The organism is Caballeronia sp. SL1002, assembly GCF_057814995.1.
The window spans coordinates 1,679,389-1,706,111 of sequence record NZ_JBYMUW010000002.1; the positions used below are offsets into that span (position 1 = coordinate 1,679,389).

General features: G+C 64.9%; 18 protein-coding genes and 1 riboswitch. Of the genes, 9 read left to right on the forward strand and 9 right to left on the reverse strand.

Annotated features, from left to right (window positions below):
* Positions 1-216: 216 nt before the first annotated feature.
* The gene (locus tag AC3D25_RS10380) at positions 217-492 is read left to right on the forward strand and encodes a hypothetical protein (protein ID WP_488888320.1); all 276 of its coding nucleotides are present in this window, start codon (positions 217-219) and stop codon (positions 490-492) included.
* 231 nt (positions 493-723) lie between these two features.
* Here AC3D25_RS10380 and AC3D25_RS10385 read toward each other — a convergent pair whose 3' ends face one another.
* Complete coding sequence (locus tag AC3D25_RS10385) at positions 724-1,677, reverse strand: EamA family transporter (RefSeq protein ID WP_488888321.1); 954 nt, start codon at positions 1,675-1,677, stop codon at positions 724-726.
* Positions 1,678-2,218: 541 nt separating this feature from the next.
* A riboswitch (TPP riboswitch) is annotated at positions 2,219-2,364 on the forward strand.
* Between the two features lie 156 nt (positions 2,365-2,520).
* On the opposite strand from AC3D25_RS10385, the gene thiC reads away from it, so the two are divergent.
* The 4 genes from thiC to AC3D25_RS10405 all read left to right on the forward strand — a co-directional run bounded on the left by thiC (position 2,521) and on the right by AC3D25_RS10405 (position 7,724).
* Positions 2,521-4,452: a phosphomethylpyrimidine synthase ThiC gene (thiC, locus tag AC3D25_RS10390; protein ID WP_488888322.1), complete on the forward strand. Its 1,932-nt coding sequence runs from the start codon at positions 2,521-2,523 to the stop codon at positions 4,450-4,452.
* Between the two features lie 223 nt (positions 4,453-4,675).
* Complete coding sequence (locus AC3D25_RS10395) at positions 4,676-4,888, forward strand: YMGG-like glycine zipper-containing protein (protein WP_488888323.1); 213 nt, start codon at positions 4,676-4,678, stop codon at positions 4,886-4,888.
* Between the two features lie 185 nt (positions 4,889-5,073).
* Positions 5,074-5,466: a hypothetical protein gene (locus tag AC3D25_RS10400; protein WP_488888324.1), complete on the forward strand. Its 393-nt coding sequence runs from the start codon at positions 5,074-5,076 to the stop codon at positions 5,464-5,466.
* Positions 5,467-6,125: 659 nt separating this feature from the next.
* Positions 6,126-7,724 carry an L-lactate permease gene (locus tag AC3D25_RS10405; RefSeq protein ID WP_488888325.1) on the forward strand — a complete coding sequence of 533 codons (1,599 nt, stop codon included), beginning with the start codon at positions 6,126-6,128 and terminating at the stop codon, positions 7,722-7,724.
* Positions 7,725-7,785: 61 nt separating this feature from the next.
* Here AC3D25_RS10405 and arfB read toward each other — a convergent pair whose 3' ends face one another.
* Genes arfB through recC form a run of 4 tightly spaced genes read right to left on the reverse strand, consistent with a single transcriptional unit; the run spans position 7,786 to position 17,355 of the window.
* Complete coding sequence (gene arfB, locus AC3D25_RS10410; RefSeq protein WP_488888326.1) at positions 7,786-8,193, reverse strand: alternative ribosome rescue aminoacyl-tRNA hydrolase ArfB; 408 nt, start codon at positions 8,191-8,193, stop codon at positions 7,786-7,788.
* Positions 8,190-10,238: an AAA family ATPase gene (locus AC3D25_RS10415; RefSeq protein ID WP_488888327.1), complete on the reverse strand. Its 2,049-nt coding sequence runs from the start codon at positions 10,236-10,238 to the stop codon at positions 8,190-8,192. The genes arfB and AC3D25_RS10415 overlap by 4 nt, the downstream gene beginning before the upstream one ends.
* Positions 10,235-13,942, reverse strand: coding sequence for an exodeoxyribonuclease V subunit beta (gene recB, locus AC3D25_RS10420; RefSeq protein ID WP_488888328.1), 3,708 nt, complete (start codon positions 13,940-13,942; stop codon positions 10,235-10,237). The genes AC3D25_RS10415 and recB overlap by 4 nt, the downstream gene beginning before the upstream one ends.
* The gene (gene recC, locus AC3D25_RS10425; protein ID WP_488888329.1) at positions 13,939-17,355 is read right to left on the reverse strand and encodes an exodeoxyribonuclease V subunit gamma; all 3,417 of its coding nucleotides are present in this window, start codon (positions 17,353-17,355) and stop codon (positions 13,939-13,941) included. The genes recB and recC overlap by 4 nt, the downstream gene beginning before the upstream one ends.
* Before the next feature lie 212 nt (positions 17,356-17,567).
* On the opposite strand from recC, the gene AC3D25_RS10430 reads away from it, so the two are divergent.
* Positions 17,568-20,072, forward strand: a complete 2,505-nt coding sequence (locus AC3D25_RS10430) for an FUSC family protein (RefSeq protein WP_488888330.1) — start codon at positions 17,568-17,570, stop codon at positions 20,070-20,072.
* 29 nt (positions 20,073-20,101) lie between these two features.
* Here AC3D25_RS10430 and AC3D25_RS10435 read toward each other — a convergent pair whose 3' ends face one another.
* Both AC3D25_RS10435 and AC3D25_RS10440 read right to left on the reverse strand, forming a co-directional pair.
* The gene (locus tag AC3D25_RS10435) at positions 20,102-20,311 is read right to left on the reverse strand and encodes a hypothetical protein (RefSeq protein ID WP_488888331.1); all 210 of its coding nucleotides are present in this window, start codon (positions 20,309-20,311) and stop codon (positions 20,102-20,104) included.
* 82 nt (positions 20,312-20,393) lie between these two features.
* Complete coding sequence (locus AC3D25_RS10440) at positions 20,394-20,876, reverse strand: Lrp/AsnC family transcriptional regulator (RefSeq protein WP_488888332.1); 483 nt, start codon at positions 20,874-20,876, stop codon at positions 20,394-20,396.
* A 180-nt stretch (positions 20,877-21,056) separates the two neighbouring features.
* On the opposite strand from AC3D25_RS10440, the gene AC3D25_RS10445 reads away from it, so the two are divergent.
* Positions 21,057-21,590, forward strand: a complete 534-nt coding sequence (locus AC3D25_RS10445; RefSeq protein WP_488888333.1) for a cysteine dioxygenase family protein — start codon at positions 21,057-21,059, stop codon at positions 21,588-21,590.
* Positions 21,591-21,615: 25 nt separating this feature from the next.
* On the opposite strand, the gene AC3D25_RS10450 is transcribed toward AC3D25_RS10445, so the two are convergent.
* Both AC3D25_RS10450 and AC3D25_RS10455 read right to left on the reverse strand, forming a co-directional pair.
* Positions 21,616-24,237: a mechanosensitive ion channel family protein gene (locus AC3D25_RS10450; RefSeq protein WP_488888334.1), complete on the reverse strand. Its 2,622-nt coding sequence runs from the start codon at positions 24,235-24,237 to the stop codon at positions 21,616-21,618.
* A 194-nt stretch (positions 24,238-24,431) separates the two neighbouring features.
* Entirely contained in the window at positions 24,432-24,878 is a 447-nt protein-coding gene (locus AC3D25_RS10455; RefSeq protein ID WP_488888335.1) for a BCAL1086 family glycoprotein, read from the reverse strand.
* Between the two features lie 268 nt (positions 24,879-25,146).
* Between AC3D25_RS10455 and AC3D25_RS10460 the strand changes: the two genes are divergently transcribed.
* A complete protein-coding gene (locus AC3D25_RS10460; protein WP_488888336.1) occupies positions 25,147-25,728 on the forward strand; it encodes a DJ-1/PfpI family protein in 582 nt (193 codons plus the stop codon).
* Positions 25,729-25,868: 140 nt separating this feature from the next.
* Positions 25,869-26,165, forward strand: coding sequence for a hypothetical protein (locus AC3D25_RS10465; RefSeq protein WP_488888337.1), 297 nt, complete (start codon positions 25,869-25,871; stop codon positions 26,163-26,165).
* Positions 26,166-26,723: the final 558 nt, after the last annotated feature.

Consider the following 26,723-nt stretch of genomic DNA (forward strand, 5'->3'; position numbering starts at 1 on the left):
GCTTTCGTGTAGGTTTATTAGCACGCCGCTATGCGCGGCAGCAGTCACTTTCTTTGCTGCTGCAAAGAAAGTAACCAAAGAAAGCAGCTTATCCATTTAAGTGTCCACCTCGAATAACCTTGCGGATAGGCACGCAAGCTGACCAGGCTAACTCGGCTTCATCGGTTTTGGCACAGCACCCGTCAGCTCCATCCTCGCTGCGCGCGGACGTCGGGCATGTCAAAAACCCACGGTTCCACTTTTCGACTTGATCTTAACTTGACCTGGTCTTATTCGGCCTTGGCCTTGGCCTTGGCTTTGGCTTTGGCTTTGGCTTTGGCTTTGGCTTTGGCTTTGGCTTTGGCTTTGGCTTTGGTTTTGGTTTTGGTTTTGGTTTTGGTTTTGGTTTTGGTTTTGGTTTTGGTTTTGGGATTGGTTTTGTTTTGGTTTTGGGATTGGGATTGGGATTGGGTTTTTGCCCTACTGGCAGGCACTTCGTGCCTGCGAGGATGAATGAGCGGCTCCACTCTGTTGTATGGTGGGATGGCCGAATCAGCTTGCGCACCACTCCGGGTTACGGGTCGTGATGGACACTTAGACGGTCACGCTGCTTTCTTTGGTTACTTTCTTTGCAGCAGCAAAGAAAGTGACTGCTGCCGCGCACAGCGGCGAGCTAATAGACCTACACGAAAGCAAGTTCCCAAAAAGCACAGGCAAACCAAAGCAAAAGCGCCAGCAAAAACCTCAGACCAGTCCACGCCGCCGATAATCAAACCAAAACGACAGCCCGACGCTAATCAAAATCACGACAGTCGCAATCACCGTCCATTGCGTAATGGCCTCGCCCAGCAGCACCGATCCAAGCGCCACCGCGACAACGGGATTCACGTACATGCAACTGCTCGCAATAATCGGACTGGTGTGGCGAATCAAATAGCCATAGGCGACATACGCCGACATCGTGCCGATCAGCATCAGGTAAAGGAACGACACGCCCGGCACGAAGCCGATACTCACGATCCGCTCGCCCGACAACAAGGCGACCACCGTCGAGATAGACCCGCCCAACCCAATCTGCAACGCCGTCGAAACGAACAGGTCAGACGGCAACCTGAGCCGTCCGGCCAGATGCGCGCCGCCCGCCCAGAACAGCGCGCCGCACAGGATGGCGAAACTGCCGGCGGTCGATCCCGTCGAGCGGTCGCCGTGATTCAGGAGCGCAATCCCGACGAGACCCAGCCCGACCGCGACCCACTCGCCCTTCGCGATCTTGCGGCCGGCAACCGCGGCGATGATCGTCGCGAAGAGCGGGACGGTCGCGACCATCACGGCAGCCGTGCCGGTCGCGACGGTGCGCATCCCGAACGCGAGCATGCCGCTCGATAATCCCACCAGCAGCGTGCCGACCAGCGCCGCGTTGCGGACTTCCGCGCCGCTCGGCCAGACAGGTTTGCGCCGCGCCGCGAAGATAAACAGACCGATCCCCGCGAACAGATTACGCAGGCCCGACAGCATCAACGGCGGAAACGACGGCAGCGACAAATGCACCGCCATATACGTCGATCCCCACACGATATAAACGACCGCCAGCGCCAGCGCGATGCGGCCTTTCTGCGTCTCTGGAAGGCGGAACGGAAAACGATCGGGAAGATTGAACGGCAACTTGGGAGGACGGTTCTGCGGCAGCGGCGTGGACATCCGTTACTCCACGACGGCGATAAAACCGGCACGCCCGGAGAAAGCGGGCCGCGGACTACGCGCATGCCGCGCGGAAATGGCGGCAAGACGGGCAAGGCAGGACAACATGTTGGAGCACTAGAAAAGAAGGCGGAAAAATCGCCGTTAGGGTACTTGGGCACTTGGGTACTTGGGTACTTGGATACTTGGGTACTTGGATACTTGGGTACTTGGGTACTTGGGTACTTGGGTACTTGGGTACTTGGGTACTTGGGTACTTGGGTACTTGGGTACTTGGGTACTTGGGTACTTGGGTACTTGGGTACTTGGGTACTTGGGTACTTGGGTACTTGGGCACTCGGCCACTCAGGCACTCAGGCACTCAGGCACTCAGGCGCTCGGGCGCTTACAAACGCGGTCGCGGCACGTTCGGGCAACCCGCGCCACCGCTGAATCCGCGGAGAACGCCATTATGCAGTACGGTCTGACGAGAAACGCTCGGCCGTTACAGAACGTTGCCAAGACGGTTGCCAAGACGCCACGCGGCAGTGTACTGTGACGGCTGCTAACGCGGGGGTCCTGCGCTGCACATCGCAAATCTTGTTTGAGTCACGCTCAAGCCGGGTTTGCCCGTGTATCGCGGGTGAGAAATACCCTTTGAACCTGATCTGGATAATGCCAGCGCAGGGAAGCGTTCGGGTTTTACGGCGCACGAGGGTCTTCTTCCACTCGCCGCGCCGATCCTCCAAAACCCGCTCTCTTCCGTCAAGTCCTCCCTGTTTAGCTCCTGAATCAGTTCGCCCCGGACGCGTTTTCGCTCGTCCGGAGCGGCTGGATAAAAAACCGTTCCCAGGAGAAACAGCAATGAATGCCAATCCGAAATTCCTTTCCGCCGATGCAGTCGTCGACGCGCTCGCCATCGCCCCGCTGCCGAATTCGCGCAAGGTCTACGTGACCGGCTCGCAGCCGGATATCCGCGTGCCGATGCGCGAAATCACGCAGTCGGATACCTCCGACAGTTTCGGCGGCGAGAAAAATCCGCCGGTCTATGTGTACGACACGTCCGGCCCCTATAGCGATCCGGACGCCGCCATCGACATTCGTTCGGGCCTGCCCGCGCTGCGTCAGCGCTGGATCGAAGCGCGCGGCGATACGGAAAACCTCTCAGGCCTGTCGAGCGAATTCGGCCGCGAGCGCGCCGCCGATGCCGCCACCGCCGACCTGCGTTTCCCCGGCCTGCATCGCACGCCGCGCCGCGCAATCGCCGGCAAGAACGTCTCGCAGATGCACTACGCGCGGCAGGGCATCGTCACGCCGGAGATGGAATACATCGCGATCCGCGAGAATCAGCGGCGCGCCGAATACCTCGAAAGTCTGCGCACGAGCGGCCCGAACGGCGAAAAGCTCGCGAAGATGATGGGCCGCCAGCATCCGGGCCAGGCGTTCGGCGCCACCGCGTTCGGACCCAACGCGCTGAGCTCGATCACGCCGGAGTTCGTCCGCGAGGAAGTCGCGCGCGGCCGCGCGATCATTCCGGCGAATATCAATCACCCGGAATCGGAGCCGATGATCATCGGCCGTAATTTCCTCGTGAAGATCAACGCGAATATCGGCAACTCGGCAGTGACGTCGTCGATCGGCGAGGAAGTCGACAAGATGACCTGGGCGATCCGCTGGGGCGGCGACACGGTCATGGACCTTTCGACCGGCAAGCATATTCACGAGACCCGCGAGTGGATCATCCGCAATAGCCCGGTGCCGATCGGCACGGTGCCGATCTATCAGGCGCTCGAAAAGGTCAACGGCAAAGCTGAAGATCTGACCTGGGAAATTTTCCGCGACACGCTGATCGAGCAGGCCGAGCAAGGCGTCGATTACTTCACGATCCACGCGGGCGTGCGCCTGCAATACGTGCCGCTGACCGCGAACCGCATGACGGGCATCGTCTCGCGCGGCGGCTCGATCATGGCGAAGTGGTGCCTCGCGCATCACAAGGAAAGCTTCCTGTACGAGCACTTCGAAGACATCTGCGAGATCATGAAGCAGTACGACGTCTCGTTCTCGCTCGGCGACGGCCTGCGTCCCGGTTCGATCTACGACGCCAACGACGAAGCGCAGCTCGGCGAACTGAAAACGCTCGGCGAACTCACGCAGATCGCGTGGAAGCATGACGTGCAGGTGATGATCGAAGGTCCGGGCCACGTGCCGATGCAGCTCATCAAGGAGAACATGGACCTGCAACTGGAGTGGTGCGACGAAGCGCCGTTCTACACGCTCGGGCCGCTCACGACCGACATCGCGCCGGGCTACGACCACATCACCTCGGGCATCGGGGCGGCGATGATCGGCTGGTTCGGCACGGCGATGCTCTGCTATGTCACGCCGAAGGAGCATCTCGGCTTGCCGAACAAGGACGACGTGAAGGTCGGCATCATCACGTACAAGCTTGCCGCGCACGCCGCCGATCTGGCGAAGGGCCATCCGGGCGCGCAGGTGCGTGACAACGCGCTGTCGAAGGCGCGTTTCGAGTTCCGCTGGGACGACCAGTTCAACCTCGGCCTCGATCCGGACAAGGCGCGCGAATTCCACGACGAAACGCTGCCGAAGGATTCGGCGAAGGTCGCGCATTTCTGCTCGATGTGCGGTCCGCATTTCTGCTCGATGAAGATCACGCAGGACGTGCGCGACTACGCGGCCAAGCAAGGCGTGTCCGATAGCGAGGCGCTCACGCAAGGCATGCAGACGAAGGCGATCGAGTTCGTGAAGAAGGGTGCGGAGATTTATCAGCGCACGTAGGCGTCGCGCTTGAAGTTATTGCACGCGGTTGCTGCAAACAGTTGACGCACACGGCCTGCCTCGCGGCGGGCCGTTTGCGTTTACCCGCGCGGGCATCTTCCGTGCTTCTAGACATGCAGAATCGGCCAGCATCTTCATGCCCGTACAACAGGATGAGAGCGCCCGCCGTTTCCAGCCCAATCCGTACCACCTTTATCAAACCAAAACGTACCGGAGAGTTGAAATGAAAACGACTAAACACATTGGCGTCGCGGCGCTCGTTCTAGCGCTCGCCGGTGGCCTGTCGGCCTGCGACAGCATGAGCACTCGTCAACGCGATACCGCGATCGGCGCGGGCGCGGGCGGCGTCGCGGGGGCAGCGATCGGCGGCAGCGCGTTATCTACTTTGGGCGGCGCGGCGGTTGGCGGCGTGATCGGCAATCAGGTCGGAAAGTAAGGATTTCGGCGGCGCAGCGGTGCGCGTTTTTAACCGATGCACGCACGCGCCGTCGGCTTGAAATAAGCCGAAACAATTGGCCTCGCGAGCGGTTGATCGCGGTGTCCGGCGATGGGCTAAGCTCCTTCTACCGACACGAAATATCTGCGAATGAAACGTCGGTGTGGGCAGACAGGAGCAGGACCATGAACGCGAAACTGGCACTGGCGGCGTTGAGCGCCGCCGCAGCACTGAGCGGTTGCTATTACGTCCCCTACGGCTATGCGTATCCAGCGTATCCGGGTTATCCGGTCGTAAGCAGCGCTTCGACGCAACGCGAAGTGCCTGTCGGGCAAGCGTCCGCGAATGTCGATGCCACGCAAGGCTCCACGCAGACCTACACCACCGCGCAACCGCCCGCGCCTGCGCCCACGGTCGTGTATGCGCCGAGCTATCCGGCTTACTACCCGCCGTATCCACCGCCCTATCCCGTTTATCCCGCCTACGCACCCTATCCGGCTTATTACGGTTATGGCGGTCCATCCATTTCGCTCGGCTTCGGCTGGTATGGCGGCGGTGGTGGCCATCACCATCACTGACGACTGCTGAAGAGTTCTCCGCGATCGCATCTGCGTGGGGCACGCGTGCGGCGTCACTGTCTTGTAACAGTTTCCCACGGTGCGGGAGGAGCGACCGTGTGCGGGACCATTCCCACGCATACGCCCAGCCTTACAGGACAAGCTTCTGTCCATGTCCCGACAGCTCAGGCACGAATTTCGCTCTTTTCGGCCATCGCGACGGTTGATCGACCGTTGCCTGACCGTCTCGGGGATCTGGACATGCTCGTCTTCGCTTTCTTTGTGGCCTGGCTTGTGGCGTGCTTTGGCGTGCTCGGCATGTGGGTGTTTCGCGACCTGCGCGAGGCCAAGCCGGTATCAGCCGAAACCGCGAAGGGTTAGATTTTTGGCAAACCGGGTGCCTCCCGGTGCCATCAGGCGTGCTCCGCGAACGCAAACGCAGCATCTCGACTTCCGTCTGCGGGCATTCCTAACTTGACGGATGCAAACCTCAACCTATGCTTAACCGGTGCGCATTAGGCGGATGCTTAAGTCGATTGCTTAAGTCGATTGCTTAAGTCGATTGAATTGCCGTAAGGCTTGAGCCGCTCGCCGCGCGCTTCGCCCGCCGAACTACTCGGACTCCATGTGCTCAAGGCCGTTCGGCAGATGCTCATATCCATAAAAAATACGGAGACGAGATGTTCCATCAACTGCTCAAGCCGGTAGCGGACTCGCTCGCGCTGTCGTTCGTCGTGGCCGCGTTGCCTATCGTCGTCGTGTTGCTCATGCTCGGCGTGGCTCGCCGGCCAGCGTGGCAGGCGTCGCTCGCGGGACTCGTGGTCGGGGTGATTGTGGCGATTGCGGGCTGGCACTTTCCCGTCCCGCTTGCCGCCGACGCCATCGCGGCGGGCGCCGTCTTCGCGCTCTGGCCGGTCATGTGGATCGTGTTCGCGGCGATCCTGCTCTACAACATCGCGCAACGCTCGGGCCGCTTCGACGCATTTCGCGTCTGGATGATCGATAACCTGCCGAACGACCGGCGCATCGTGCTGATCGTGATCGGTTTTTCGTTCGGCGCGCTGCTCGAAGGCATTTCGGGCTTCGGCACGCCGATCGCCATCACCAGTTCGCTCCTGATCCTGCTCGGTTTCCCGACGCTCGAAGCGCTCACGTTCACGCTGATCTTCAACACCGCGCCGGTGGCGTTCGGTGCGCTCGGCGTGCCGATCACCGTGCTCGGCGCGGTCACGCACTTGCCCACCGACCTGCTGGCGAAGATGGTCGGCCGCCAGTTGCCGTTCTTCGCGCTGCTTTTGCCGTTCTACGTGATCGGCGTGTACGCGGGCTTTCGCAACATGCTGCGGGTGTGGCCGGTGCTGCTCGTCTCCGGCGGCAGTTTCGCGCTCACGCAGTTCGTCACCTCGAACTACATCAGCTATTCGCTTACCGATGTGCTTTCGTCGCTCGTCTCACTCATCCTCACGATCGGTTTCCTGCGCGTCTGGAAACCCGCGATGGACGAGCGCTTCGCGGTGAACGTGGACCGCGCGGGCGTCACCCGCACGACCGTCTCGGGCGCGCAGGGCTGGCTGCCGTGGATCGTCGTGGCGGTGGTCGTGATCGTGTGGACGGTGCTTAAGATCTTTCTTATCGGCGACGTGAAGATTCCTTGGCCGGGTCTCGATAAAGCCGTCTTTATCACGCTCTACAACACCCCTTACGGCGCGATCTGGGACTTCCAGCCGCTCGCGACGGGCACGGCCATCCTCGTCGCCGCGATCATCACCGCGCTTCTGGTCAAACTGCCGCCGCGCGAATTCGGCCACGCTCTCGCCGATACCTGGATCCAGACGCGCATCGCGATCTTCACGGTCGCGACGATCGTCGGCCTCGCCTATCTGATGAACTATTCGGGCATGACCTACACGCTCGGGCTGGGCGTTGCCTCGGTCGGCGCGTTCTTTCCGCTGGTCTCGGCGTTCCTCGGCTGGGTCGCGGTGTTCCTGTCAGGCAGCGACACATCCGGCAATGCGCTGTTCGGCAATTTGCAGGTGGTGGCCGCGCGCCAGTTGAACCTCAACCCGATCCTGATGGCCGCCACCAATTCCTCGGGCGGCGTGATGGGCAAGATGATCTCGCCGCAGAACATCTCGACCGGTGTGGCGACAACCGAACTCAAGGGCAAGGAAGGCGTGGTTTTCGCCCGCACGTTCAAGCATTCGATCCTGCTCACGGTGTTGCTCGGCCTGCTGGTATGGCTGCAACAGAACGTCCTGACGTGGATGATTCCGCATTGAATTCGCGTCGCATTCGCGTCGCACTCGCGTCGGACCTGCATTGCATTCGCGTTGGCGCGGCTTAGTCCCCGTCCACGCGACCTCGCCCCGCCTTGATCTCGCCGCGCCGCACCTTACCTTCGACCCGCCGCCGCTGCGACGCGCGGGTCGGCTTGGTCGCGACGCGCGCGCGCCGCGTCACGCTGACGCTGCGCACGAGTTCATCGAGACGCGCCATCGCGGCCGCGCGATTCATGTCCTGCGTGCGGTATTCCTGTGACTTGATAATGATCACGCCGTCGCGCGTCACACGATGATCGCGTAACGCGAGCAAGCGCAGCTTGATCGGCTCGGGCAGCGACGATGCGCGAATGTCGAAGCGCAAATGAATCGCGCTCGAAACTTTGTTGACGTTCTGGCCGCCTGCGCCTTGCGCGCGGACGGCGGTCAGTTCGACCTCGTTGGGCGGGATCGCGAGGAAGTCGGTCATGCCGAATGCTCCACAGAAGACGCGACCGACGCTTTGATCCGCGCGCCGAGACCCGAATCGCGGCGGGTCGGACTTGCCAGCGCCTCGGCAAACACGCTCGCCGCGCCGATCACGTCGATCCGCCGTTTCGCCCGCGTCACCGCCGTATAAACGAGTTCGCGCGACAGCACGCGGCTAAACGCGTTCGGCAACACCAAGGCCGCGTGCTCGAACTCCGAGCCCTGCGACTTGTGCACGGTTAGCGCGAACGCGGTTTCGTGCGGCGGGAGCGCGGCGGGCGAAACATGCCGCAAAGTTCCATCCGCGATCCGGAACGCAACGCGCAGCGCGCCGTCCGCAGCGGGCAGCGCGATGCCGATATCGCCATTGAACAGACCGAGCGCGTAGTCGTTGCGCGTGACGATCACCGGCCGGCCCGCGAACCACTGCGCGCCGAGTGCGAGCGTCACGCGCGAGCGCTCGCGCACGAACGCGGACATCCGCGCGTTGAGTTCCTCGACGCCCCGCGCCCCGTGCCGGGTCGCGCAGAGCACGCGAAACAGATTCAGCGCGTCGAAGAGCGCGACGGCGGCGTCGGTGTCCAGATCCGCGCCCGCGCCTCGGTCGAGCGCCGCCGAAAGAGCGTCCGAATACGGCGTGAAGCCCGCGCCGAGCCGCGCGATGGTGCGCGCCGACAAGCTGGGCGCGGCGTCGTCGATCAGCACGGCCGCAGTGTCCGATGCCGCGAGCACGCCAAGCGCGGCGTTCGCGTCGCCGCGCCGGATCGCGGTGGACAAGCGGCCGATTGCCGAATCCAGTCCGAAGCGGTAATTGCGTTCGAGCCACACGACGCAATCGGTGAGCGCGCCGGATGCCGTTTCCGCCTCGGCCGGTTGCCACGGCTCGGACGCGACGGCATGCAATGCGGCGTAGCCTTCGTCGATGAGAAAATCGGCGTCGGCGAGATCCGTTTCGGCGCGTGGTTGCGTTGGCTGAGAACCTGCGTTCGGCAGCGCGGCCATGAACTCCGCGGGCGTCACCGATAACGCGCCCGCGATCCGCGCCGCGCCCGCCACGCTGAACTCGGGCCGCGCGCTCAGTTCGGCGAAGACCGCGCCGGCCTCGACGGCGGCGAGCTGGTCCTTGTCGCCGAGCATGACGAGACGCGCATCGGCGCCGAGCGCTTCGAGCAGATGTGCGGCGAGCGCGACGTCGATCATCGACGCTTCATCGACCACGATCACGTCGTAAGGCAATGGGTTACCGCGATGATGACGAAAGCCGCCCGACGCCAGCGTCCCGAGCAGGCGTTGCAGCGTGAACGACGTGCGCGGCAGACGCGCGGCGAGCGCGGCCGGCAACGCCGACGAACGCTCGATCAACGCTTCCTGCATGCGCTGCGCGGCCTTCCCGGTGGGCGCGGCGAGCGCGATCCGCAGGTTCGGATCGGCGTCGAGCAGGCACGCCAGCACGCCGACGACCGTCGTCGTCTTGCCCGTCCCCGGCCCGCCGCTCACCACCGTCAGCCGTCCAGACAGCGCGACGAGCGCGGCGACGCGCTGCCAGTCGATGCCCGCCTCCTTCTGCGTCTCGAAATAGCGGGCGACGCGGGCCACGTTGGCCGTCATCGCGGCAGGTTCGGTCGCCGCCGTCTCCAGCGGCGCCGCCCGCGCGACCAGCGCCGTTGCGAGCCGCCGCTCGTAGTCGAAATAGCGCGCGAGATAAATTCGCCCAGCACGGTCGATCACGAGCGGCAGCAGATCTTCCGGGGCATCCTCGTCGCCGCACGCGACCCCGCTCGCGAGCAACGCATCACGCGCCAGGCCGGCGTCCTCGCCGTAACGTTGCGCGAGCGCGGCAAGCGAGACGCAGACGTGTCCCTGCGTCGTCGCGCGGCTCACGGCGAACGCCGCGCGCTTCGCCCAACGCACGCTGGCCGGATTCGCACGCAAGCGCTCGGCGAGCACGCCGATCCGCCGCGCGAAACCCTCGGCCAGCGCCGTGCTGTCGTCGCCGTCGCGCGCTTCCTGCGCTTCCTGCGCTTCCCTCGCTTCCGCCGCGCTCATGCCGCGCCTCCGGACATCAACCGGTCCATCGCCTCGATCAACGCGCGCGGCGCACGCCCGGCATGCACGCCGGCGGGCGCATCGCCGTCACGCCAGTCCGGCCGGACGCCCCGCACGAACAGATACAGATAGCCGCCGACATGCGTGTCGTAATCGTAGGCGGCGAGCCGCACGCGCAGATAGCGATGCAGCGCGAGCGCGTAAAGAAGCGCCTGCAAGTGGTACGCGTGCGACGCCATCGCCTCGGCGAGCGGACCGGCGGCGTAATCGGCCGGCGTATCGCCGAGATGGTTCGACTTCCAGTCGACAATCCAGAAACGTCCGTCGTGCTCGACGATCATGTCGATAAATCCTTTGACAAAGCCGCGCAGCGCGCCCGCCTCCAGCGCCACGTCGGGGAAACCGTGCGCGACGAGCAAGCGCCGCAGCGCGGGAAAATCGAGCGACGCGGCGGGAAACAGGAACGCCAGTTCGTTCAGGCGACGCTTCGGCGCAATCGCCGCGAGCCGCAGGCCGGGTACGAGTTCGGTCGCGACCGTATCGGCGAGAAGACGCGCCATCATCGCCGGGAGATGCTGCGCGATTGCGTCCGTCGTGGGCGTCGGATGCTCGCGCAACGCCCGATCCACGGCTGGCCCCCAAGTTTCGGACGCGGTGAAATCGGCCAGTTCGTACATGCGATGCAGGCATTCGCCCGCCGCCGGACCGCGCGGGAACGCCAGGATATCGTCGTCGGCGAGGACGTCCTCGTCCGGCGGCGGTGCGATAAACGACGATGCCAGCGCGTCCGCGAGTTCATCGTGATCGGGCCGCGCGTCGGCAGGTTGCGGCTGATTGTGCTCATCGCGTGCGCCCGCCGCGATCAGCGCGCTGAAACTCGTCACGCGCCAACGATCGCGCAACAACCGGCGGCTCGTCCGCACGGCCAGTTCGTGCGTGGCTTCGGTGCGGGTCGCGAGCGGCTCGCGGGCGTCGATCACCGGCAGCGGCTCGATTGAAATTGCCCCGCCCGAACCTGCGGCCAGCGCGCGCCATGCGTCGATCACCTCCGCTTCCTCGGGCGGATCGCGCAGCCATTCTTCGAAGCGGCGTCCCGCACCCGCGATCAGCCAGTTCAGCACGCTGCGGCGCGACTCCTTGGTCGAGCGGCTCGACAGATACACGCCGCCGACCACGTAGCAGCGATACACCGCGCGGGTCAGCGCGACGTAGACGAGCCGCGCGCGCTCGGCCGCCTGCTCGCGCGCGATGATCGCGCCTGCGCGCTCGCCGGTGGCCTCGTCGTAGCCGTAATGCAGCACGGCCGCGCCTTCGTCGTCGTGATATTCCTTCGCGTCGGGCAGCCCCGACGACGGCGGATCGCGCAACGCGCCGTCATTCAGGAACGGACAGAACACGACGCCGTACTCCAGTCCCTTCGATTTGTGGACGGTCACGATCTGCACGAGGTTGCGATCCGATTCGAGCCTCAATTGCGCGTCCTCGCCGCCGCTTTCGTCCTGCCGCGACGCCGCGAGCCAGCGCAAGGTCGGCGCGATGCCCGGCTGCGCCGCCGAGCGCGCCTGCAACAATTCGGCAAGATGATTCACGTTGGTCAGACGCCGCTCGCCATCCGCGCCGCCCACCAACCGTTGCGCTATGCCCAACTCCCGCGCGAGCGTGCGCCACATCACCGCGAAACCGCGTTCATGCCAAAGCGTCCGATAGCGCGAGAAGCGTTCGACCCAGCTCATCGCGTCGGCGCTCGTCACGTTGCCGGAATCGACTGCATCCGCGGAACTCGCGTGTTCCAGCCGCCAGAGCGCCGCCGCGTCGAGGCCGAGCCAGTCGGTCGCGAGCGCCGCGCGCAAACGCCTTAAATCGCCCGGCGTGTCGATGGCGGCGAGCACGCGCTCGATCTGTTCGGCGTCGAGCGTGCCGAACACCGATGCCTGCGCCAGCTCCACGCTGCCCACGCCCCACGCGGCAAGCACGCGCTTGACGAGGCTACCCTGCCGATGCGTCTGGACGAGCACGGCGATCTGCCCCGGTGAAAGCGGCTCTCCGCCGACCGTGACTTCCGCCTTCGACGCCCCTCGCAACAGCCGCACGATCTCCGCCGCGCACGCTTCGGCCGCGTCGCGTTGCGCGCCTGCCTTGAGGCGCGCGGCATCGCCGTGCGGCAGCATCCAGACGCAGAAATCGGCGGTATCGGAGTACGAAGCAGCAGCCGTCGCGTCCACGAACGGCTCGCGACGGCGCGTGCCAGCGCGCACCGGCTGATAGTCGAGGCCGTCGAGAATGAACGCCGACGGATTCGTTCCGAACACGCGGTTGCACGCCTCGATGATCGGTGCGGTCGAGCGCTGGTTCACCGCGAGCGTATAGCGCGCCGACGCCTCGCGGCGCGCCGCGAGATACGTGTGCAAATCCGCCGCGCGGAAACTGTAGATGGCCTGCTTCGGATCGCCGACCAGAAACAGTGGCCCAGCGGGCGCGAACACGCGGTTGAAGATGGCGAACTGCAGCGGATCGGTATCCTGGAATTCGTCGATCAATGCCGCCGGATAGCGCGCGCGCAACGCGCCCGCGAGCCACGGATGCTGCGACAGCGAGCCGTAGAGGTTCGACAGCAGATCGTCGAACGACACCACGCGGCGCGTGCGCTTTCGTGCGGCGAGCGCGGCGGGCGCGTAGTCGAGCCAGTCCCGCACGATGCCGAGCCACAACGCGCGCTGCGCCGCTTCGGCCGCGAGCGACGCGGCGGCGAGCGTATCGGCGTGGTCGAAGAACGGGTGGTCGGGCGGCGCGTGCTTGACCTTCGTGCCTTTCTTGAGCGCGGTCGCGGTGAGCTTCAGCGCGTGCTCGGGTGGCGCTGCATGGCAGTCGTCGCCCGCGAAATATTCGGTCCACGCGGCGATGGCGGAATCGATGGTCGTGCGCTTATGCGTCGTCTTGCTGAGCTTGCCTTCGGCCTCGTAAAGCAACGCGACGATCGCGTCGCGCTCCGCGCGCCAGAGCGCGCAACCCGTATCGAACAACTCGCGCGCGTCGTGTTGCGCGGCTTCGAGTACGGTGTCGCCCCAGAGAAGCGCCGCGAGCGGCTTCTTCAAACGCCGCGCCAGCTGGGCGTCGAGCGAGGCCGGCCCCGCGCCCTTCGCCACCAGCCACGCGGCGAACGACGGCGTGCGCGCGGCGGCGGGTTCGACCCGTTCGCGCCAGAACTCGGCGGCGAGTTCGAAACGCAGCGCGCTGTCGTCGGCTTCCATTTCGAGCGCGAACGGCATGGCCGCCGCGAACGGCGCTTCCTGCAACGCGCGCTGGCAGAACGCGTGGATCGTGTGGATCGCGGCTTGATCGAAACTGTGCAGCGCGATGTCGATACGCTGCTTCGCTTCCAGCGGATCGATCTCGGCGAGCGTCGTGTCGAAGAAAGTTTCGATGAACGCGTCGCCGTTGGCGTCGCCGGTTTCTATCGCGTGGGACAAACCCGCGAGCCGCGACCGGATGCGCTCGTGCAACTCGGCAGTGGCCGCCTTCGTGAACGTGACGACGAGAATCTGGTCGGCGGCGAGCTTCTTTTCGAGCAAAAGCCGCACGTAAAGCGCGCAGATATTCCAGGTCTTGCCGGTTCCCGCCGACGCCTCGATCTGATTGACGCCGTCGAGCGCGCAGGTGAAGACGTCGAGTTCCTGCACGCCGAGGTCGTGCCGAGCGGCCGTCATGCGTCGCTCCGCAGATGCTGAATCAAAGGATCGAACACGATTTTGGCGAGTTGCGCGAACGCATTGTCGAGTGTGAGCGGCGTGCCGCGAAATGCGATGCGCAGCGCGGGGTCGTCGGATTCGCTGCGGGTGCGCTCGGACAGCCACGCGCCTTCGGCCTTCGAATCGCCTTCCGTGACTTTCAGCCACGCGCTTTTCGGGAAGAACCGCAAGGGCATGCGCCGTGCCGCCCGATAGAGCGCGGCGAGCGCGCCGAGGTGCGCGAGCGGATCGGCGACCGGCGCGAACTCGAAGCGCGCGCCCGCGCCTCGTCCGTGCCACGCGGTGCGCTGTGCGCCGTCAGGGAGCGCCGCGCAGTACGCCAGATGCGCGAGCCAGGCCGACAGGTAATCGCGCGCACGTGGCGCGTCGTAGCGATAGATGACCTGGCCCTGGCGCGTCAGCAGGTTCAGCGTGCCGTGAAGCTGCAAGGGTTGCAGCGCGTCTTCTGCGTCGGCGGCAAGCTGCGCGTCGAAGCGGCCGAACAACTCGACGCCCGCCGTGTCCGGCCAGCGCGGCGCGATATCCAGCGTGAACGGCAAACGCGCCGCGCCTTCGCTGACCGCTTCACGCACGCGCTCGGCCAGTTGATGCAGCGCCGACAGTTCGCGCGCCTGCCACACGCCGCCCGTCGCGCCGCCCGGCATTTCGGGACTGGCGCGCGCGACGCGGCGGGCACGTTCGCGGCTCGCCGATGCATCGGATGTTTCCAGCAGCGCGGGCAACACGCGGCTCGCCAGCGCATCGCGTCCGCCGAAATCGAGTTCGAACGGCTCCGTATCGCCCAGTTCGCTTTCCGCGTCGAAGAGCGCGATGCCCAGCCGGTCGCGCAACAACGCACGCGCCGGATGACGCCAGAAGCGCACGAAGTCGTCGAAGGGAACGGCTTCGGCGGGATCCTCGGCGGCGAGCGGCTCGCTGAAAAACGGCTGCACTGCTGACTTGCCGCCGATAGCCAGCGTGCGCGCCAGCTCGGCGCGCTCCGGCTCATAGGTGAAAAGCGCGCCGCGCGGCTCGAAATACTCCGGCGAGAACGGCTGCAGCGGATGCTCGAAAACAAATTGGGCACGCGCCTTCGCGAGCTCGGCGGGCGACGCGCCCTCGCCCGCGACGCCGAGCGCAAGATGGTCCAGCAACTCGTCGATCAGCGCCGCCGGCGGCAGCGCGGCGTTATCGCGGATGCTGCGCCCCGTGTACGCGATCAACAGCCGGTCGCGCGCGGCGAGCAGCAGATCGAGGAAGAGATTGCGCTCGTCGTCGCGCCGCTGCCGGTCGCCGAGCTTGCCGAACGCCGCCATCAGGTCGAATTCGTCGGCGCGCGACAGGCTCGGCAGCATGCCGTCGTCCATGCCGAGCAGGCACACCACGCGATACGGCAAACCGCGCAAGCTCGTAAGCGACGAGAACGTGACGCCGCCCCAGGGCACGCCGCCGCGCGCGGGATCGTCGAGGGCGTCGGTGAGCGCCGAGCGGACCACGGCCGCCGACACTTCGCTCGATCCCGCGCCCTGCTCCATCGCGACGATCAGCGCGTCGAGCGTGCCGCGCACTTCCGCGACCGAATCGGCGAACGCCATGCCAGCGTCGAAAAAGCATTCGAGCGCAGTCAGCAGCAGATCGCTCCACGCACGCGGCGAGCGCGGCGTGCTCATGCTGTCGGCAAACGCCTCGATATCGTCGATAAAACGCGTCAGCCGGCCGAGCAGTTCCGCCTCGGAACCGTTCGCGCCTTCGACGGGCAGCCACGCATCGACGGGCGCGCCGCCGCCCGGCAGCGCGTAGCCGAGAAAGAGCCGCGTGAGCGCGTCGGAGAACGTGTGGCGCGCGGCCGGCACGTCGGCGGCGCTCACTTCAGCGGGCGAAAGACCGCGCCGCGCGCCCGCCGCCGCGAGCCACGCCTGCGCGGTCTCGAGCGCCGTGGCGTCGATACCGTAGCGCGCCGATACCGCATCCACCCGCAGCCACTCGATCAATTCCGGCGCGCCGACACTGCGCTCGGGCAGCGCGAGCCAGTCGAGCAGCACGCGCGCGACCGGGTTCGCCTGCGACGGCGGCAGGCCGGTGATCCGATACGGAATGCGCCGCCGCTCGCCGGCCAAGCCGGAGGACGCGGCGGGCGCGGTGCCGAAAATACCGTCGATCAGCAGCCCCGCCGTCGCCAGATCCGGAAACGCCACGAGCACATCGGACGGTTCCAGCCCTTCGATTTCATCGAACCAGCCGAGCAGTCGGTCGTGCAGCACCTCAAGCTGCCGCGACAGGCTGTGGCACACATGCACCTCGACGCCGGGTTCGAGCGCGTCATCTATTTCCTGCACCTCGGTTTCCCGCAGATCGAGAATCGCGTTCTGCACGCGCGCGAGCCACGTCGCGCCGGGGTTCTCCTCGAAATGGCTGGCCTCGCGCGACGCCGCGCTCTCGGTCAGTTCATGCAGCATGTGCAGTTGCGCCTGCGTCTGCCGGCCCCATTCCGCGAGCAGCGGATTGCCCACTTCCTGATAATCGCGCTCGCCGCGCATTTCCAGTTGCTCGACCCGCGCGACGCTCACGATGTCGAACCAGAACTCGCGGCACGGATTGATCGCATACACCCGCACGTCGATCCAGCGCGACAGTTCGCGCAGCAACGCGATATGCAGCGGCGGCATGGTCGGCAGCGCGAACACGCTGATGCGCTCCGGCCACTCGGCGCGCATCACGGCGTCGAGATCGAGCCGCGTCGACTCCGCGATAAAGCGGTACGCGGGCGGCGTCGGATCGTAAGTCGGGTTCTCTGCCGCGTCGCTTGAAAGATCGTGGAGCAGCGCCCGCCAGAGCGCGGCCTGCCACTGCTCGTCCTCGCGATGAATCTCGCTCGCGCCAGCCAAACGCGGCCCGCGTGCGTCGAGCTCACCCGCGCCCGGCGCGGCGAGGATCGAGCCGCCCGCCTGCCAGTGCGTGAGCCATTCCGGCCGATACGTCAGATAGTGATCGAACACGATGGCGATACGGCGCGCGAGTTCGTAGCGCATCGGATCGTCGGCGGCGTTCAGATACGACGCGAGCCGCGCGGATTCATCGAATGCGGGGCTTTGCAGCAGCCGGTAGATGCGCCACACGAGCCGGTCCGGCGCGAACGGCGAATGCGCGGGCACGGTCAGCACGCGGCCGATCTGCGTCCACAGCCATTGCGCCAGATAACAAAATTCGACATTCGCGCAGATCCCGAAGCGCGCCGCCATATCCAGCTCGAGCCGGCGCTGCACGGCCGCGCTCGGCACGATGACGGGCTGGCTCGCGAACGGGTCGTCCGCGTTCATCGCGAAAGCGGCGAGGTCGTCGAAAAGCGCTTGGGACAGCGTTTCGTGGCGGTTCGAATAGAAGAGTTCGAGCATAAAACCTGTTCGTTAGCACGGGGCGCAAAGCCGTCGGCTCGTGCGTTTTCTAGGTGAACCGACAGGATAGCAAACGCTATCGGCGGGCAGAACCTAGCCGTTCGGCCAGGGTCTCATCGCGGTAAGGTTGGGTTAGACTCGACCCCAGTCATGGCGAGCCGTCCGTCCGAAGACGCATGGCTCAAAACCCATCAGCGGCAAACAGGAAGTCGATGCACTACTCGCTCGAAATCAAGAAATTCATCTACAGCCAGTATTTCTTCGGCGGCTTGCGCATCGCGTTCGGCGTGTCGTTTCCCGCCGTGCTCATGCTGACGGTATTCCACAACCGCGAACTCGGCTTCACGATCGCGACCGGCGCGCTCGGCGCTTGCGCGGTGGACATGCCCGGCCCGCTGAAATACAAGCACAACGAGATGCTCGCCTGCACGGTGATCGGCTTCTTCTCGGCGCTCGCCACCGGCATCGCCAGCACGAACGTGCTCGCGCTCTGGCTGACCGTCGTGCCGCTCACCTTCGCGCTTTCACTCATCGTGGTCTACGGCAACCGCTGGCCGCAAATCAGCTTCGCGACGCTCTTCATGATGATCGTCACGCTCGAAGAACATTTCACGCCGATGCAGGCGCTTATCAACGCGTCCTGGATTCTGGTCGGCGGGCTTTGGTACACGTACTGGGCGACGCTCGTGAGCCGCTGGCAGGCGTACCGGATCGAGCAGCAGGCGCTCGCCGAAAGCATGTTCAGCTGCGCGGAGTATCTGGAAGCGCGCGCCGAGTTCTACGATCCCGAAGCCGATCTCGACGAATGCTATAGAAAGCTGATTGAAAAGCAGATTGCGGCGGTCGAACGGCAGGATGCCGCGCGCGAGATCGTGTTGCGCAACCTGCCGAAGCTCAAGAGCGGCAAGCTGCAGCCGCGTCGCGCGAAGCTCTTCAATTTGTTTATCAACGTGGTGGATCTGCACGAGTTTTTTGTCGGCGCGCATACGGACTATCCGCTTGTCCGCCAGGCGTTCGAAGGCTCGGACGTGCTGATTTTTTATCGCGATCTGATGCGAAAAGCCGCCGCCGATCTCGACGGCATCGGCCTTGCGGTGCTGCGTAATCAGGCAGCGGGGCCGCGCATCAGCATGAAGGCGGAATTGCGCGCGATCGAGTACGAACTCGAACTGATGCGCAAGCACGGCTTGCCGCAGAAGAATCCGGAAGCGTACTCAGCGGTCGCGGCCGTCTTCCGGCGCTTATGGAGCGGGACGCGGCTGATCGACAAGATGCGGCGTCACACGCGCGCATCCGACGATACGACCGAGACGGAACTGCGTATCGATCATGCGCTGTCGCGCTTCATTTCGAGCCGCCGCGTACCGTTGATGCAGATTTTCTCCAATCTCACGATGAGCTCGCCGAGCTTTCGCCATGCGCTGCGCGTGACCATTGCGGTGGGCGTCGGTTTCTGGCTCGGCCGCATTTTGCCGCTCACCAACGCCTACTGGATCGTGATGACCACCGTCATCATCCTGAAGCCCGGCTATTCGCTCACCAAGCAGCGCAACGTCCAGCGGATCATCGGCACGCTGATCGGTTGCGCGGCGACGGTCGCGCTCGTTTTGATCGTGAAGAATCCGCACTTGCTGCTCGTCATCATGTTCGCCTCGATGGTGATGAGCTACAGCCTGCTTCTCTTCAATTACACGGCGAGCGTCGTGTTCACGTCGTCGTTCGTGTTGCTGATGTTTCATCTGCTCGCGCCGGGCAGCATGCGGCTGATCGGCGAGCGCGCCATCGATACCGTGGTCGGCAGCGCCATCGCGATCGCCGCGAGCCACCTGTTCCCGTACTGGGAATACCGGCTGATGGGCAAGCTCGTGAACGACATGATCGCGTCGACGCGCAATTATCTGGAGGCGAGCTGGTGGTGGAGCGGCAAGCCCGCGTCGCCGGACACGGCCGGCGCGCAGGAACCGGAACCGGCCGCGTTCGCCGATGGCAACACCGGCGCGGCGGTAGCGGCAGTCTCGGCCGCCGCGCAGCCGGGAGAAGTTGTTCCGGCGTCGGCGCCCCTCGAGCCAACGCCGCCGCCAGCACTAACGCCAACGTCAACCCCGGACACCAACGCGAAACTCGCCGCCGCGCGTCTCACGCAAAGTATCGGAAATCCGAAGATGGGCGAAAGCACGGCGGCGGCCGCAAGCTCGGGTGCATCGGCGGCGGCGACCGTTGCGGCGACCGCGCTCGACCGCGATTTCCGCTACCGGCTCGCGCGCAAGAACGTGCATATCGCGTTTGCGAATCTCGGTCAGGCGTTTCAGCGGATGATGCTGGAGCCGAAGTCGCAGCAGAAGTTCGTGCCGGAACTCAACGATCTGCTGATCCGCAGTCACGTGCTCGCCTCGCAGATCACCGCCGCCGCGCCGCTCCTGCAGACCGTCAATCAGGCGGAGGCGGCGACGACGCAGCCAGTGCAGCGCGTGTTGTCGGTGGTGCGCGAAAATCTCTCGCAGGCGCAGAACGGCGAGCCGTTACCCGACGACCAGCCCGAGCAGTCGAAGCAACTTTCGCGTGAGCTCGATTCGATGGTGGTCGGCGCGGAGCGAGCCGAAAGCGTGCCGAGCGATGCCGTGCAGGATTTGAAACTGCTCGCGCACCAGTGCAAGCAGATGCTCGCGGCGTCGGTGCTGATCCGCAAGGACGCGAGCCTGATCCGCTTGCCGGAGTGACCAGGCGGCCTGTTGCTGCTCGATGCCGCTTACTGCGACGCGCCGATCGCCGGCACGGCGGGACTGGCACCGCTCGCAGCGGTCGGCGGCGTGGCGTCGTGCTCATCGAATTCGCGCTTCTCGCGGATCGCGTTGAAGAACAGCGTCCCGATCACCAGCAACACGACGACGACGATGAAGATGCTGATCGCAAATGTCGGATTTTTGCGGCGCGGGCCTTGTCTGCGGTCGTCGGTCATGGGGGATAAGCTCAGCGGGTAGAGGAAAAAGTGAAGGCGCCATGTTACCCGGCGATGATTTCAACCGGGTTGCAACGGACGCTCAGCGCTCGGTGTCGACCAGCGGCGGACGCACGGGCAACGCCGTCGAATATTTGATTTGCTCCATCGCGAAGCTCGAACTCACGTCGTAGAGCGGCACCGCGCGAATCAGTTCCTTGTAGACCCGGTCGTAGTCGTCGATATCCGACACCACCACGCGCAGCAGGTAATCCGTCTCGCCGCTCATCCGGTACACCTCGACCACTTCGGGAATATCGCGTACGGCGCGCGTGAAATCCTCCGCCCAGCTTTGCGTGTGCTGGTTCGTGCGCACCGCGACGAACACCGTCGTGCCGACGCCGAGCTTGCGCGGATCGCAGAGCGCCACCTGTGCGCGGATCACGCCGGTTTCCTTCAGCCGCTGCACGCGCTTCCAGCACGGCGTCTGCGAGAGATTCACGCGCTGCGCGAGTTCCGCTACCGGCATCGTGACATCGGCCTGAAGGAGTTCGAGCAACTTGCGATCAATAAGGTCCATTCCCATCTCGCGCCTCGTGTAGGAAATTATTCTATTTTTGGAAGATTGAGCGGAATTATATGGAAACTCTTTCCGTGTGCAAACCGGTATAACTTTGGGACTGAAAAACGCACGCGGCGCGCTTCGCAAGCCACCGCAACCCAAGGATCCGCGATGCCGCTGCCTTCTTCGTCCCCGACAGCCTGTATGTCCATCGAACGCCTGTGTGTCGCGCTCGACTTCGCGTGCGACGCGCATGCTAATGCACCGGACACCGCCGCGTTCGCCCGGCAGGTGCGCGCGGCGCTCGCGGAAGCATCGGCCGATCCCGCGCTGCTAACGCCTGCGCATCGCGAAGGCGACGCCGCCACGTATCGCCGGCATCTGCTCGCCGCCGATCCTTGCGGCCGCTACGCCGTCGCCGCGCTCGTCTGGGCGCCGGGCCAGGCGAGCCCCGTGCATGGTCACCATACGTGGTGTGGCTATGCGGTGATCGAGGGCGCGCTCACCGAAACGCTCTATCGCTGGGATCCGCACGATAACCGGGCAATCGAAACGCGCCGTCATGTGCGCGATGCCGGCGCGGTTTCCTTCGTAGGCGCGGGCCGTGGCGGGATTCATCGACTGGGAAATGCGGCCGCGCCGGACCGCACGCGCCATGCCGTTTCGCTGCATGTCTATGGTGTCGAAGCCGCTCGGATCGCCACTCATGTGAACGATCTCGTGGCGCTCGGCGTCTGATCGCGCCGCGCTCTTAGCGCCGCTCCTACGCCTTGCCCGGCTCGGTCGCCGTCGGAATCTGCGGCGGCACCTGCACCGACTGATCGGTCGGCGGCGGCGCGGGGCGCGGCTCGTGCGAGACATCGCGCGCCGCGGCTGCCCCGCTCCGCTCGACCGGCGAAAGCGGCGCGGGTTCGTTGCCGGGATGCTCCCGCTCCTCCATATGCTGCCCCTCCCGCGTCATCCGCACGTGCATCTGCGGAACCGGAATCTCCATGCCGATGCCGTCCATCTTGCGCTTGATCCGCAAATTGAACGCCCGCGCGACGCTCCATTGCTGCAACGGCCGCGTCTTGATCTGCCCTTTCACGACCATCCAGTTCGGATCGAAACGGTCCAGGCCCCACACTTCAACCGGCCCGAGCATCTCGCGCCGGTAGCGGAAATCGGCCATCAGTTCCGCACCGACCTCGCGGATCATCTGCGTGACCTGATCGACGTCCGCCGTGAACGGCACGCGCACCTCGAACACCGCATACGCGAAATCGCGCGACAGATTCTTCACGATCTTGATCTGCGAGAACGGAATGGCATGGATCGCGCCCTGCCCGTCGCGCAGCCGGACGGTGCGGATCGTCAGGCTTTCGACGATGCCCGCGTGGCCGCCGTCCACCTCGATGGAATCGCCGACCGAAATCGAATCCTCGATCAGGATGAAAAGCCCGGTGATCAGATCGGCCACCAGCGACTGCGCGCCGAAACCCACCGCCAGCCCGATCACGCCCGCGCCCGCCAGGAGCGGCGTCACGTTCAGCCCCAGATTGGCGGCCGTCACGATCGCGGCGACGGTCAGGAGCGAGACGAACACGACGTTGCGCACGAGCGGCAGCATCGTGCGGGCGCGCATGCTCGGCCCGCGCGTCTTGCCGCGCGGCGCGTTGGGATTGAGCGCCTCCTGAATCGCGGTATCGATCAGGATCCACACGAGCCACGCAATGAACACCGTCGTCAGGATCCCGCCGACAGCATGCGTGATGCCGCGCGCGGCGACGCTCTCCTCCGCGAGTTGCGCGAGCGAAAAGCCCCACAGACGCGACGCGAGTTCGCAGAACGCAACCCAGACAAAGAGAACGATCAGCGTGCCGATGAATTTGACCAGCCGCCGTACATACGCCGATTGCCGGCGCGTCTTGCGCGGGGGCAGCCGCGTGACGCGCAGGACGATCGCGCTCAGAAAAAACGCGACGACGAGCAGGCCGGCGGTCGCGATCGCCATTTGCAGGACGTTCTCCGACGTGCCGATGCCGGCGAGCGTCGCGATCACCGAAGCCGACGCGAGCAGCAGCATCGGCACTTGCCAGAGCGACGCGACGACTTCGAACGTTTCGGTCGCGGCCTTGTGGCGCTGGCGCTGATCGTAGGAGCGGCTGCGGATCAGATGCGCGACCGGCCGCTGGAACGCCAGCGCGAAATACGCGGTCAGCACGGCCGCGCCCATGTTCGCGAAGGTCGAGATCAGCGCCGATAAATTCGTGCCAAGTTGCTGGGCGACGTCGTAGTTCGCGGCGGCATCGCCGAGCGCGCCGAGCGTGCCGACCAGGAACAGCAGCCGCCGCGCCCGCATGATGAGCACGGCAACGGCCACGCGCCGGTGCGCCGAGCCGAACAGCGAAAACATGATCAGGCAAATCGACGAAAACACCGCGCCCGCGACGATTGCGTAGGCGGTGACCATCGCGAGCGTGCGTCCGAGCGATTGCGGCGCGATCCGCACGAAGGTGAGCGCGGCGAGGAACGCGACCAGATACGGCGCGACGCGGCGGAGCGCGAAATACAGCAGTTCGCGCGTGGTCGGATTCGCGTGCAGGCCGAAATGGATGCCGTAGCGCGTGTGCAGACGGCGCTGCAGATAAACGAGCAGGTATGCGCACGCGCCCCAAACCGCGAGCGTCGCGAAATAGTTGAACAGGGTGCGCCAGAAGCTTTCGCGGCTCTGGCTCGTGACGATCGTGAAAAGTTCGTTGCCCGCCGCGTTGAAACGGCCGCCCCAGTAGGCGAACGGCGTGCGGCCGCGCTTCACGTCGGCTTCGAGGCTCGTCAGTCCCGAGGCGATCGCGCCGAGCAGCCCGGCGTTCTGCGCGATGGACGCGACCACCGACGACGCCGCCGAACTCACCGCCACCGTGCTCGCGCCGGACGAGCCTGTAGGAGCCACGCCCGGCGCCGCACCGTTCGCCACGCCGGACGACGCGGTGGCCGGGCTTGCATCGGCTTCGCGCTTGGCATCGCGGAGTTTCTTGAGCTGCGCGACGAGCGCGGCGCGCTGGTGGTCGTTATCGAGCGTCGAAATGACCGTGTCGAGCGAGCGGGCGAGATCGGCGTCGCTCAGGCTGGCCGATGCCGCATCCGGCGCTGACGCGGGCGCCGGCGCTGCGGGCTTGAGAAGCTCTTCGAGAGACGGCAGCGTGAGCGCTGGCCCGGCCGCGTGCGCGACGGGCACCGTTGCGCATACAACGACCACAGTCGCGACGACCGTCACGAGCAGCGCCCCTATGCGTAACGCGGCGACGCGAATGCGCGTGTCGAGCGCGATGCCCGCGCGGGCCGCCCGCGCGAACGCAGCGGCGGTCGCCAGTGCGCCGGAACGCACGCGAATGCTTGACTTCATGGCGGTGGGCAATTTTGAGAAGACCGCCAGTTTAGCCGCTCGGTCCCGCCAGCCGAGTGTGAGCGGCGTAACTGAATGTTAGTCGAGGCTCGGGTGCCGAGCATGAAACGCGCATGGTGGCGGCGGAAAACCCGCGCGGCGTGCGGATCGACGAGAAACCACGCATGCACGCCTGGCACCGCGTCCATCGCGCGCTACTTGTCGGCGTCGCTGCGTGGCGTGCCGGCGCTCGCGCTCGCGCCGCCATCGGCCGCCGACCATTGCTGGAGCTTGCGCCCCGCCGTCTGCAAACCCGCGCCGGTGCTGCTCGCGGCATCCGCGATGGCCGCATTGGTCGCGCTGGCCGCGCCAGCCAGATTGGCGCGCGCCGTTTCGGCGACGCCGCTCGCGGAGATATCCGGCGCGGACGCCGCCGAATCGAGGTTCTGTTGCGCCGTGCTCTTTGCGGCATCGACGTGCTGGCCGACGTAACTCGCCGCCTGATCCATTTTCTGGTTCGCCTGGCTCGCGAGATTATTGAGCGCGGCGGCGGCCTGGCTCGCATCGGCGTCGTGCTTTTCGCAGGCGGCGAGCACGCCCAGCGCGGCGAGCACGACGGCGATGCGTTTCAGGTTCGCCCTCGGTGAGGTGTTCTGCGTCATCGTGAAATTCCATTTGAGCGCGCGGCCCCGCGCCGCGCCATGCGTGCCACCGATAAATCCGCCGCCCGGGCCGTCGGCGGTAAAAACGCGCCCATGATACGCCGCCCGCCAGCGCCCGCACTGCTTTGGACCGTGCCGCGCCCCGCCGACGTTGAATTGTCAGAAGCCGGGAGTAGACTGGCTTTGCGCATCATGCGCGACGCGCCATGCGTGCGGCGGGCGCGAGGAGACGCGCCTGACGGTGTTCAACCCTTTCCGGAGGTTCTAGATGGCTGCAAAGAAGATTCTCTTCCTGACCGGCGATTTCGCCGAGGACTATGAAACGATGGTGCCGTTCCAGGCCTTGCAGGCCGTAGGACACACCGTCGACGCGGTCTGTCCGGGCAAAAAGAGCGGCGACACCATCAAGACGGCAATCCACGATTTCGAGGGCGATCAGACCTACACGGAAAAGCCGGGCCACCTGTTCGCGCTCAACGCCACCTTCGACGACATCGATCCGGCCCAGTACGACGCCCTCGCGATCGCGGGCGGCCGCGCGCCGGAGTATCTGCGGCTCAATGAGCGCGTGCTCGACCTGGTGCGCCATTTCGCGGAGACGAAGAAGCCGGTCGCCGCCGTCTGCCACGCGGCGCAATTGCTCGCGGCGGCAAACGTGATCGAGGGACGGCGCATTTCGGCTTATCCGGCCTGCGCGCCGGAGGTGAAGCTCGCGGGCGGCGAATACGCGGATATCCCCGTCGATGCCGCTATCACCGACGGCAATTTCGTCACCGCGCCGGCGTGGCCCGCGCATCCCGAGTGGCTGCGGCAATTCCTGATCTTGCTTGGCACGCGCATCGAACTGTAAGCAACGGCGCGCCGGAAACCGTTTGTGGCGGCTTCCGGCGCAGCGCCCTATATCTTTCGGACATATCTAATATTCCGTCGCCGTCGATCCTCATAAAGTGCGGGAATTCTTGACCTCCCATTCCTGCCATTATGAATTTGATGAATCTCGTGGTCGCGCTCGTCGCCGGACTGATGCTGTTCGAACCGTTCACCCGCGTGCCGGTATCGCGCGCGGCCCGCGCTAAAAACCGCGGCCCCGCGCGGCGCGCTTTCGTGCAGGCGGCATGCGCGCTGTTCGCGGCGCTGATGATCGTCACGAGCGCGTTTGCGCCCGAGCACGTTTCGGCTCAGTTCATCTTTGGATCGGCCGCGGTGCTGGCCGCCGCGAGTATCTACTGGATGCTCCGAGGCTGGCGGCTGATGACGCCGCGTCGCATGTTCGCCGGCCGCGCATGAGCGCGCGATAAAAAAAAGTTACTGTCGCAGTAAGTAGAGGGCCATTCTGGCGTCAGTCAGAATGGCCTTTTTACATATTGGGACAAACTGCCATTGCGATTTGTGCAGACCTAACAATGCAGCCCAATGCAGCCCATTCAGCTCTGTTGAGCGTCGACGTTTCGTCAGTGCGTAAAACGTGTCCGATCGAGTATATTCGGGGACGTAACACCAAAATGCGAAGCACAAAAAAAAGGCGCTACGTTTCCGTAGCGCCTTAAAAGTTCTAGCCATTCCGAGGGCCGTGCTAGAACCTGAGAGCCGGTAATCAAAAGCGCGCCCAGCAAAGTTATTTCGCGGGCTGCGTTCTTTCGAAATCGGGTTCCATTTTTTACGGGAACGAAGTTCAAGTCAAGGAAAATCTCCCGAGTAGAGCAACTGCCCTCGCGCGCGATCCAGAATTGGCAGAGCAGCGCTAAACCCTCATTAGAATTGCACTTTCTCCGAATTGCATCGCATGACCGAAGCACGATCCGCACGCCGAAACATTGCATGGCGTGCGGCTTTTACAAATGAAAC